The following is a 10,254-nucleotide window of genomic DNA, read 5'->3' as shown; positions in this document are numbered from 1 at the left end:
CCGTGGGAGAAACCGGCATCCCCCGGCACGTCTCGATCCTGCCGGGCCAATGGCCGGGGCGGGGGGGCTTCCTCGGGGGCGAATACGACGCATTCAAGACCGGCGACCCCCTCCAGAAACTCCCGGATGTCACCTCGCTCGTCGCGTCGAATCGCGACGAGGGGCGGATCCGCGACCTCGACGTGGTCGAGAAGACGTTCGCCCTCGGCCGTCGCCGACGGGTCGAGGCGACGCTCCATCGCGACACGATCCGACGGGCCCGGGTCATGATGACCTCCGAGCAGCTCAAGGCCTTCGACGTCTCCCAGGAGCCGGCCCAGTTGCGCGAGGCCTATGGCGCGACGCCGTTCGGCCGGGCCTGCCTCGCCGCGAGGCGACTGACCGAGGTGGGCGTGCGTTGCGTCGAGGTCACGCTCGAAGGGTGGGACAGCCACGTCAACAACCACGCGATCCACAAGACCCGCGCCTCGGAGCTCGACCCGGCGCTCCACGCCCTGATCACCGACCTGAAGGACCGTGGCCGACTCGACGAGACGGTGATCCTCTGCTCGGGCGAGTTCGGCCGGAGCCCCAAGATCAACCTCGCCGGCGGCCGAGACCATTGGCCCAACGGCTTCAGCCTGGCGATCGCCGGCGGCGGCCTCCGCGGCGGCCACGTGATCGGCGAAACCGACCCCGAGGGCATCAAAGACCCCGTCGGCCGCCTCTCCATGGCCGACGTCCACGCCACCATCCTTTCGGCCGTCGGGCTCGATCCCCGCAAAGAAAACATCTCCCCCGTGGGTCGCCCCATCGCCCTCAGTGAAGGAAAGCCGATTCGAGAGCTTTATTTGTGAACGTATATGGGCTTTTTCCTGTAGGGTGGGCATTGCCCACCGATCTCCATCGGATTCTCGCTACGCGAGGATTTCTCCTCGAAGGGCACTCGCAGGAGAGGAGCCTGAGTGAACCAATCCGGCTCAGACCTGCCCTGAGAGTTCTTTGTATTCTTTGTGGTGAAAAAATCTTCAGGTGAGGACTCGGCTGGGGTCATTGCGGAGTATCCACCGATCTTTGGCCATAGGCTCCGAGGCCGATGTCGACTGAGCAAATCTTGGTGGGCGATGCCCACCCTACAATTTTGAATACCTGAACAAAACCATCGGAATCTTGATGTTCGGCGGAAAATCGGCTATTTAAATAGCCGTGTCCGTCCTCGATAGAGGGCCGCCTGGCCCACCCGCCCTGGGCCTTGCCGGATGTCGGTGCGAGCGCCGGTGCTCATTCCCGATCGCCTAAACTCCCTGGACTTGGTCATGCAAAACCTTTCGAGTTGGTTGTCCGAATACCGTGCGCGACAGCAGGAGGTTTACGAAGCCCTCCCCCTCGACCAGGTGGCCGAGGTGGTCGAGCTCCTCCGACAGGCCAAAGACAAGGGTGCCCAGATCTTCGTGTTCGGCAACGGCGGCAGCGCGTCGAACGCCTCCCACTTCGTCACCGACGTGGGCAAGGGTGCCTCGGACAAGTCGGACGTCCGGTTCCGGATCCTCTCGCTGAACGACAACACGGCGTGGATGACCGCGATCGGAAATGACTATTCGTATGAGGATGTTTACCTTCGACAGATCCAGAACTACGCCCGGCCGGGCGACCTGGCGCTCACGATGAGCGTGAGCGGCAACTCGCCGAACCTGGTCAAGGCGATGCGCTGGGCCCGCGAGAACGGCGTCACGACGGTGGCGCTGGTGGGGGCGAAGCGGGGTGCCCTGGCCGAGATCGCCGAGCACGTCCTGGTCATCAACGACACACATTACGGTCGGGTGGAAGACGCGCAGATGACCATCTGCCACATGCTCGCCTACGCCTTCATGGAGCAGCCCAAAGGCGCGGGAGAGTCGGCATGAGCGGCGCTTCGGATTCGGTCGCGAGCCCGTCGCGGTGGGCGAGCGTGGAATTGCCGGCGCCTTTGGAACCCCGGCCCGAGATCACCCACGTCCTCTTCGACTTCGACGGTACCCTCTCGCTGATTCGGCAGGGATGGCCCGAGGTCATGGTCCCCATGTTCGTCGAGGCCGTCCCTCGCCTCGAGGGGGAGTCCGACGAGCAGCTCCGCCAGCTCGTGCTCGACGACATCATGCGGCTGAACGGCAAGCAGACCATCTACCAGATGATCCAGCTCGCCGATCGGGTTCGCGAGCGGAACGGCGAGCCCCGTGAGCCGCTCTGGTACAAGCACGAGTACCTCCGCAGGCTCGACGCCCACATCGGTAACCGGAGCAACGGCCTGCTCGACGGCTCGATCCCGAGGGACGACCTCGTCGTGTTCGGGGGCCGCGCCTTCCTCGAACATCTCCGTGAGCGCGGACTCCAAATCTACCTCGCGAGCGGTACCGACGAGCCGTTCGTCAAGAAGGAAGCGGAGCTCCTGGGCCTCACCGAGTACTTCGGGGGCCACATCTACGGGGCGCTCGACGACTACAAGAATTTCTCGAAGAAGATGGTCATCGACCGGATCCTCCGGGAGAACAACATGTCCGGCCGCGAGCTCCTCGCGTTCGGGGATGGCTACGTCGAGATCGAGAATACCAAGCAAGTCGGGGGCGTCGCGGTGGCCGTCGCCAGCGACGAGGCCAACAACGGCTCGGGCCGGGTCGACGAGTGGAAACGTGAGCGGCTGCTCGGAGTCGGGGCCGACGCCGTGATCCCCGACTATCGCGACGCGATCGGGTTCGTCGACTATCTGCTTGGCCGTTGACGACTCGCATCGAAACCCGACTTTTAAGAAAAAATCGGGTTGGCTCATGAAGCGAAATCGGTGCTGGCTCCTTGTAGGGTGGGCACTGCCCACCAGGATTCCGGGAGGCTTGATCGTCACCGGGAAAGACTGGTGGGCGATGCCCACCCTACGGGATGACTTCGGCACCGATCTCGCCCCATGATCCGATCGGGTTTCTGGGAGTCGGCGATGATATCCCGCGAGCAAGGGGTCGACGGTGTTTTGTTTGTGGGTCAGAAACCCGGTTTTGAGAAAAAACCGGGTTTCGAGACAAACACCGAGGTCGGCCCAAACCGCTCCGCGCATCTTGTCGGGCGACGACGGCCCCAACAGTCAAGATTGTGGGCGAGTGTATCGGGCCGAAGTGCCCAAAAGGGAGTCGTGACGTCGTGAGCGTGCAGCCCCTCGACCTCAAGAAACTGAAGGTCTTCCCCCTCGCCGAGCGACAGAGCCTGACGCGGGCCGACGAGGTTGTGATCGACCCCGAGTCGGCGCCGAAGTCTTGCTCGGCCCCCAACGAGGCGATCATCGACGAGTGCGCCGAGAAGATCCGGGCGGCCCGGGCCCGGGGTGCGACCGTCATGCTGATCTACGGGGCCCACCTCCTGCGCAACGGCGCGGCGGCGATCCTCGAGCGGATGATGGGCCGAGGCTGGCTGACCCACTTGGCCACCAACGGCGCGGGGACGATCCACGACTGGGAATACGCCTGGTTCGGCGCCTCGACCGAGAGCGTCGAGATGAACGTGGCCAACGGCACGTTCGGGACCTGGGACGAGACCTCCACGAACATCCACCGCGCCCTCCTCCTCGGGGCGCTCGACGGACTTGGGTATGGTCGATCCCTGGGTCGCTTGATCCTCGAGGACGGTGTGACGCTCCCCTCTGTTGAAGAGCTCGACTTGGCGATTGCCGCCGAGCCGAGGCACCCTTTGACGGCCGCCCGCGCCGACCTCTTGAAGGCTATGCTCGAGCAAGGCTGGCCGGCCGGTCGGACCGCGGTCGAGCATCGCTGGAAACACGCCTCGATCATCGCCCAGGCCTATCGCCACGGCGTCCCGATGACGGTCCATCCGGGGATCGGCTATGACATCATCGCCAATCATCCCGTCTTCGACGGCGCGGCGATCGGGCGGGCCGCCGGGCACGACTTCAAGCTCTTCGGCGGCTCGGTCGAAGGGCTCGATGGCGGTGTCGTGCTCTCGATCGGCTCGGCCATCATGGGACCTCAGGTGTTCGAGAAGGCCCTGAGCTGCGTCAACAATCTCAGGCTCCAGGCCGGCGGCGAGGTCGTCCGCGACCACACCTTTTACGTCGTCGACCTTCAGGATGGCGGGAACTGGGACTGGACCCAGGGCGAGCCCCCCAAGACCAACCCCGCCTATTACCTCCGGTTCTGCAAGAGCTACTCCCGGATGGGAGGTGCCATGCAGTATGCGCAATGCGATAATGCGACGTTCATCCACCACCTCTACCGCCAACTGAGCCGGATATGAATGCCGAACGCTTTTCCGAGATCACGGGACGCTACCCTCGGCTCCGCATCGGCGTGGTGGGCGACTTCTTCCTCGACCGGTACCTCGACATCGACCCGCAGCTGGGCGAGTCGTCGATCGAGACCGGGCTGCCCGTCTACAATGTGGTGAAGGTCCGGAGCCATCCGGGGGCCGCGGGGACGATCCTCAACAACCTCGTCGCCCTCGGCGTCGGCGAGATCTACCCGGTCGGCTTTTGCGGCGACGACGGCGAAGGGTACGAGCTTCGCCGGGCGCTCGAAGCCCAGCCTGGCGTGAGCCTCGAGCACTTCCTGACCACTCCCGCGAGGCGCACCCCGGTCTACTGCAAGCCCCTGGTGATCCAGGAAGGGTTGCCGCCCCGGGAGCTGAACCGGTTCGACTCCAAGAACTGGTCACCGACGCCGCTCGAGCTCCAGAGCGACCTCGCGACGCGGATCGGTGAGCTGGCGAAGCGGGTCGACGTGCTTCTCCTCATGGATCAAGTGGACGTCGCCGAGACGGGCGTCGTCACTCCCTTGGTCTGCGAGGCCGCCCTCGCGGCACTCCGGAAGGAGGGCCGGCTCACGGTCCTCGCCGATAGCCGACGCGGGGTCCAGGACTTCCCGCCGCTCGGGTTCAAGATGAACGCCGCCGAGCTCGCGAGGATGACGGGCACGACCTCGGTCGAGCTCGACGCCGTGAAGACGCAGGTGGGCGAGCTCGTCGCGAGGAACGGCCAGCCGGTGTTCGTCACCATGGCCGAGCTCGGGATCGTCGGCGCGGTGCTCGGTCGTCCCCCCGAGCACGTCCCGTCGCATCCCGTCCGAGGGCCGATCGACATCGTCGGCGCGGGCGACTCGGTCACCGCGAATCTCGCCGCCGCCCTCGCCGCCGAGGCCGATGCCCGCGAGTCGATGGAGCTGGCGATGGCCGCCGCCTCGCTCGTGATCCACCAGCTCGGGACCACGGGCACCGCGACCGTCGCGCAAATCGCCCACCTCCTCGAGCTCCATCCGAACCCGGCTGCCGACCTTTTTTCCTGACCGGCCCTTTGGAATCGGGGAGGATTCACCACAAAGGACACAAAGAATAATCGGAAAAGAAATTGTTATTTCTTTTGTCTGTCCTGTGTGCCTTTGCGGTGAATCCTCTCTGTCTCGAGTTCGGCGCTACTTGCCGTGCCCCGAGAATAGCCAGGCGACGAATCCGATCTCGCAAAGGAAGAGGATGGCGAGGATGGCCACTCCTCGGAGGGTGGCTCGAGGCTTGGTTTTCGCGTCCGTGAAGAGCCACCATCCGAAGGCCCGGACGAGTGCCGGCATCGTGAGGAAGCTGGTGGCCGACACGCTGAGGACGTTGCCGGTGAAGATGGCCCAGGCCGGGCCGAGGGGCTCGAGCTTCGGGTTGAGGTAGAGCAGTTCGAGCGCGATGATCGGGTAGAGGCCGAGCAGGACGAGGAGCGCGGTCTTCCAGCTCGGGGGACCTTCCCCGGTCTCGGGGTTGATCGGGACCCAACCGGGGAAGGCTGTGGCCAAGCGGAGCATTTCCACGTTCTCGACGACCGCCTTGGCTTCCTCGAGCAAGGCGGCCCGTTCGGGGGCGACGAGCCACGCATTGAGATGTTCGGTGGTGTCGAACCGGATCATGGTGAGCCAGTGGTTCCCGCCGGGAGACGGCGGTTGGAAATAGGTCCCCCGGTAGCCCGGGTAACGGGCCTGGGCCTCTTCGATCCGGCCGACCCACGCCCGGTAGTCTTCCTCCAGGCCTGGCTTGATGCGAGAGAAGATGATCTGGGTGACCATCGTCCTGGGCTGCTCGGCGCCGGGGGTCTCCTCCTGCATGACCTCGCCGAAGCTGCTCCCGAAGGTCAAGGGGGCGAGCTCCGCCAGGACTTCCGCACGCTTCTGCGACTGTTGCCAGGCGGTGATGTTCTCCTGGGAATCGAAGTTCACCAGGATGGTCCATCGGTCGCTGTGTTCATCCGGGGGGATGACGTCGCTGCCGAGGAAGCCTTTCGACTGGGCGAGCGCCAGGTCGTGCCGGGCTTTCCAGGCCGAGAAGGCCGCGATGCAGTCGGGACGGACTTTCGCTGTCGCAATGAGAACGGACGGGGCGTTCATAAGGTATTCGCATCGGTTTGCAAGGACGCCAGACGCTCGAAGATGCGGTCGGCGCTGAAGGGGAGACTGTGGAAGCGGATCCCCGTCGCGTCGGCGAGGGCGTTCCCGAGGGCGGCACTGACGGGGATGATCGGGGCCTCGCCGATCGGCTTGGCGCCGAGAGGGCCGTGGCGATCGTGGCTCTTGGGGAAGAAGACTTCGGATCGAGGGATGTCGGCGAAGGCGGGGATCCGGTAGTTCCGGAACGAAGGATTGACGACGGTGCCGGTGTCGTCGATCACCATCCGCTCGAAGAGGGTAGTCCCGATCCCCTGGGCGATCCCCCCCTCGACCTGACCTTTCGCCTGCATCGGGTTGATGATCGTCCCGGCGTCGAAGGCCTGGACGCTCTGGAGGATCCGGATCTCGCCGGTCACGCGGTGGACGGCGATCCGGAATCCATGCGCCAGGAAGGAATTGGACCGGGGCGAGCCGTAGGACCGCCGCCCCGCCTGGAGTTTGCCCCGTTGGGGCGCGGCCGCGTGGAGCTCGCGCAGCGAAAGCGTCCTCTCTCCGCAACGGACGCCTCCTCCTTCGAGCCGGCATTGATCGACGGGGGCACCGAAGACCTCGCTTGCGACGTCGAGGAGACTCTCGCGCAGCCCTTCGGCCGCCTTCTCGACGGCGACCGCCGAGACGCTGATGCCCGTGCTGGCGAAGGTGCCCGTGTCATAAGGGCTCAGGTCGGTGTCGACGAAGTCCATGGCGACGTCGGCCGCGCGAGAGCCCAGGACCGCGGCGGCGATCTGCCGCTGGGCGTTGCGGATGCCGTTGCCGAATTCCGCGGAGCCCACGGACAGGTGGTAGGACCCGTCGGGTTTCAATGCGACGTGGGCCTCCGAGCGGTGGCCCGTGGGCGGGATGCAGTCCTGGGCATGGGTCGCGATGCCTCGGCCTTCGAGCCAGTCGTCGCCTTCCGGCTTGGGCTCCCCTCGGCCGCTCGCGAGGGCCTGCTCGACGTAGTCGAGGCACTGGTCGAACGCGTAGCTGCCGATCACGCTGTCGTGCGCCGAGGGCCAGATGCTTTCGACGGGATCGTTCCGTCGGATCATGTTCTTGCGTCGAATCGCGAACGGGTCGATCCCGAGCTTGCGCCCGAGCTCGTCCAGGGCGGACTCGATGGCGAAGGTCGTCTGCGTCGCACCGTAGCCGCGGAAGGCGCCGGAGGGGACGGTGTTGGTGTAGACGGCGAAGCCCGTCCCTTTCTTATTCTCGCAGCGATACGTCGCCAGCGACGAGCTGAACGAGGCGCCCAAGACCTCGCCGGCGTGGTTGCCGTAGGCGCCGGTGTTGGAGATCGTGGTCATCTCCATCGCCGTGAGCGTGCCGTCCCGCTTTGCCCCGAGCTTGATGGTGATCTTCATCGGGTGTCGGGTGACCGTCGCGGTGAACTCCTCCGCGCGGGTGAACTCCCACTTCACGGGCCGGCCCGTGCGGAGGGCCGCGAGGACGCAGAGGTCCTCGCTCAGCACCTCTTGCTTGGCTCCGAACCCGCCCCCGACGCATTCGGAGAAGACGTGGACCTGTTCCTCATGGAGCCCGAACAGGTACGCGAGCTTGAGCTTGGTCAGGTGCGGTGTCTGGGTGCTGGTGCGGACGTGGACGCGCCCGTCGGACGTGCGCCAGGCGATCGAGCCGTGCGTCTCCATGTGCGCGTGCTGGATCTTGGGGATTGAGAAGATGCCTTCATAGGTGGCGTCCGCCTCGGCGAATCCGCGGACGACGTCGCCGGTCTGGGCCTCGATCTTCTTGAAGACGTTCTGCAAGGGTTCGTGGATCCGAGATTCGGGCACCTTCTCGCCGTGGAGCAGCGGGGCGCCGGGGAGCATGGCCTCTTCGGGGTCGAACACGGCGGGGAGGGGCTCATAATCCACCTCCACGAGCCGACATGCCTCCTCGGCGGCACCCTCGGTCTCGGCGACCACCGCGACGACCCGTTGTCCGACGAAACGCACCACGTTGTCGAGCATGTACGTGTCGTCGGGGTCGACGTGGTAGTCGTCGTGCGTTGCGGTCGTGTAGAGCTTCCTGGGGACGTCCTGCCAGGTGTAGACCCCGTGGACCCCCGGGACGGCGAGGGCCTTCTCCTTGCGGATCGCCGTGATTCGCGCATGAGCATGCGGCGAGCGGAGGACCTTGAGGTGGAGCATCCCTTCCATCGCGACGTCCATCGTGTAATGGGCCTCGCCCGTGACGATCGACTTCGCATGCGGGTTGGCGATGCTGGACCCGCAGGCGTGTCCGGCCCGGTCCTCCTCGACCGAGACGATGCCGTTGATCGCGTCTTCGATCGCGTGGTAGCCGGTGCAGCGGCAGAGGTTCCCCTTGAGGTAGAAGGGGAGGTCGGTCTTGGCCTCGTCGGACAGGCTTGCCGACGTCATCACCATCCCCGCCGCGCAGAACCCGCACTGGAACGCCTGGGCGTCGAGGAACGCCTGCTGCATCGGGTGGAGCTCGCCGTCCTGGGCGAGCCCCTGGAGCGTGGTGACCTCACGCCCTTCCGCCCGGAACGCCGGGATGAGGCAACTGTGGACCGGAGTCCCGTCGAGCCAGACGGTGCAGGCGCCGCAGTCGCCGGCGTCGCACCCCTTCCTCACGCCGAACCAGCCCAAGCTCCGGAGGAAGGTCCGCAGGCATTGTCCGGGACGAGGCTCCGCCGCGAACGTCTGGCCGTTGATCCGATAGTACATGGCGATTCCCGAGGGCGGTCGAGCTTAGCGGGACAGTTCCGAACGAATCTGGTTCGCGAAGTAGTGGGTCAGGTGCTTGCGATGCGCCGGCGACCCATGCACGTCGTCGAGATAGTGTGGGAAAGGGATGGCATCGTCGATCGCGCGATTCACGTCCGACGCGGTCGGGATGCCGTCGAAGCGGAGTTGAACGGGGCGGAGGGTGGCCGCGGTGATCGTCAGCAAGAACGTCCCGCGCTCGGGGCAGAGCGTGCCGATGACGAGGACCTCGGAGCGGCCGAGGTGCGTGAGCGTGAATCTCCGGAACGCGAACGTCTTGCGGAGCGCATGCGACGGGAGGAGGATCGATCGCAGCAGCTCGCCCGGGGCGAGGACGTTCTGATGGTTGCCGGTCACGAAATCGACGACGGGGACCGTCCTCGGCGCCCCGGCCCTTGGCCAGAGCGTGCAGACTCCTTCGAGGGCGGCGGTGAGCGAGATCATCGGGCCCGCGGGCAGGGACATGCAGATGTTCCCGCCGACCGTCGCCTCGTTCCAGATCTTGAATGAGGCCAGGAAGGACCGGCAACAGTCGCGGAATAGCGGGGCCGCCGTCCACTCGGCGGGCGCGGTCTCCACGAACCGATCCAGCTCCACGACCCGGCACGTCGAGGCGATCTCAAGCCCTTCGTCCCGATGACGGAGCGATGGCCATTGGAACGAGTGCAGATCGATCAACGTGTGGGTGTGAACCTGGGGCTCGGAGAACAGCCACGTCCCCCCGGCGAGCCAGGCGTCGCCGTCTTCCCACGACGCGATCTCCTCCGCGTTCGACGGGCGTCGGACGCGGTTCACGGTGTGCAGATCCATGACGGTCAGCCAATCCATCGAGGCCGAGAGATTTTCACGTGCGAAGAGCACAACCCAACTCTAGGACCGAAAACCATCGTATTGTATCCGATCGGTACAAGTTGGCGTAACGGCTATGTTGGGAGAGAAAATCTGAATGGCCCGAATTTGAGGTGAGATTTCGTCGGTTCTTTGATTTCTGTGATCTGCCCGCGCACGGGTTTGACGGATCTGTTCCTCGTGGCAGGAGGGGCAGACGCCTTGCAGAGGCTTGTTTTGCAGGGGTCTTGGCATCCTGGACGCCTTTCGGAACGTCGGGGAAATTC

Annotated in this window: 8 protein-coding genes; 5 read left to right on the top strand and 3 right to left on the bottom strand. The window is 65.3% G+C overall.

The window, feature by feature from the left end; translation table 11 throughout:
- The 5 genes from ACYOEI_RS39990 to ACYOEI_RS39970 all read left to right on the top strand — a co-directional run.
- Nucleotides 1-836: DUF1501 domain-containing protein (locus tag ACYOEI_RS39990; protein ID WP_462856222.1), on the top strand; the 836-nt coding region annotated here is incomplete at its 5' end.
- Nucleotides 837-1,295: 459 nt separating this feature from the next.
- A complete protein-coding gene (locus tag ACYOEI_RS39985) occupies nucleotides 1,296-1,883 on the top strand; it encodes a D-sedoheptulose-7-phosphate isomerase (protein ID WP_462856220.1) in 588 nt (195 codons plus the stop codon).
- Nucleotides 1,880-2,734 carry an HAD family hydrolase gene (locus ACYOEI_RS39980; protein ID WP_462856218.1) on the top strand — a complete coding sequence of 285 codons (855 nt, stop codon included), beginning with the start codon at nucleotides 1,880-1,882 and terminating at the stop codon, nucleotides 2,732-2,734. Before ACYOEI_RS39985 ends, ACYOEI_RS39980 begins: the two co-directional genes overlap by 4 nt.
- A gap of 410 nt (nucleotides 2,735-3,144) precedes the next feature.
- Complete coding sequence (locus ACYOEI_RS39975; protein ID WP_462856217.1) at nucleotides 3,145-4,251, top strand: GSU2086 family protein; 1,107 nt, start codon at nucleotides 3,145-3,147, stop codon at nucleotides 4,249-4,251.
- Nucleotides 4,248-5,294, top strand: a complete 1,047-nt coding sequence (locus tag ACYOEI_RS39970) for a bifunctional heptose 7-phosphate kinase/heptose 1-phosphate adenyltransferase (RefSeq protein WP_462856216.1) — start codon at nucleotides 4,248-4,250, stop codon at nucleotides 5,292-5,294. The genes ACYOEI_RS39975 and ACYOEI_RS39970 overlap by 4 nt, the downstream gene beginning before the upstream one ends.
- A gap of 126 nt (nucleotides 5,295-5,420) precedes the next feature.
- On the opposite strand, the gene ACYOEI_RS39965 is transcribed toward ACYOEI_RS39970, so the two are convergent.
- From ACYOEI_RS39965 to ACYOEI_RS39955, 3 genes are read right to left on the bottom strand one after another with little or no spacing between them, the layout of a single operon-like run.
- Entirely contained in the window at nucleotides 5,421-6,371 is a 951-nt protein-coding gene (locus tag ACYOEI_RS39965) for an antibiotic biosynthesis monooxygenase (protein ID WP_462856214.1), read from the bottom strand.
- Nucleotides 6,368-9,100: a molybdopterin-dependent oxidoreductase gene (locus tag ACYOEI_RS39960; protein ID WP_462856212.1), complete on the bottom strand. Its 2,733-nt coding sequence runs from the start codon at nucleotides 9,098-9,100 to the stop codon at nucleotides 6,368-6,370. Before ACYOEI_RS39960 ends, ACYOEI_RS39965 begins: the two co-directional genes overlap by 4 nt.
- A gap of 24 nt (nucleotides 9,101-9,124) precedes the next feature.
- Nucleotides 9,125-9,949 (bottom strand): FAD binding domain-containing protein, encoded by an 825-nt coding sequence (locus ACYOEI_RS39955; RefSeq protein ID WP_462856211.1) that lies wholly within the window; start codon nucleotides 9,947-9,949, stop codon nucleotides 9,125-9,127.
- Nucleotides 9,950-10,254 lie beyond the last annotated feature (305 nt).

This window comes from Singulisphaera rosea, from assembly GCF_054877945.1.
The sequence above is the reverse complement of the archived record's forward strand: the minus strand, read 5'-3'. Positions and strand labels throughout refer to the sequence as shown.

What these genes read in the sequence shown, in the direction of transcription:
- ACYOEI_RS39980 (WP_462856218.1), top strand. Translation starts at nt 1,880, where the DNA reads ATGAGCGGCGCTTCGGATTCGGTCGCGAGCCCGTCGCGGTGGGCGAGC.
- ACYOEI_RS39955 (WP_462856211.1), bottom strand. Translation starts at nt 9,949, where the DNA reads ATGGATCTGCACACCGTGAACCGCGTCCGACGCCCGTCGAACGCGGAG.
- ACYOEI_RS39985 (WP_462856220.1), top strand. Translation starts at nt 1,296, where the DNA reads ATGCAAAACCTTTCGAGTTGGTTGTCCGAATACCGTGCGCGACAGCAG.
- ACYOEI_RS39970 (WP_462856216.1), top strand. Translation starts at nt 4,248, where the DNA reads ATGAATGCCGAACGCTTTTCCGAGATCACGGGACGCTACCCTCGGCTC.
- ACYOEI_RS39965 (WP_462856214.1), bottom strand. Translation starts at nt 6,371, where the DNA reads ATGAACGCCCCGTCCGTTCTCATTGCGACAGCGAAAGTCCGTCCCGAC.
- ACYOEI_RS39960 (WP_462856212.1), bottom strand. Translation starts at nt 9,100, where the DNA reads ATGTACTATCGGATCAACGGCCAGACGTTCGCGGCGGAGCCTCGTCCC.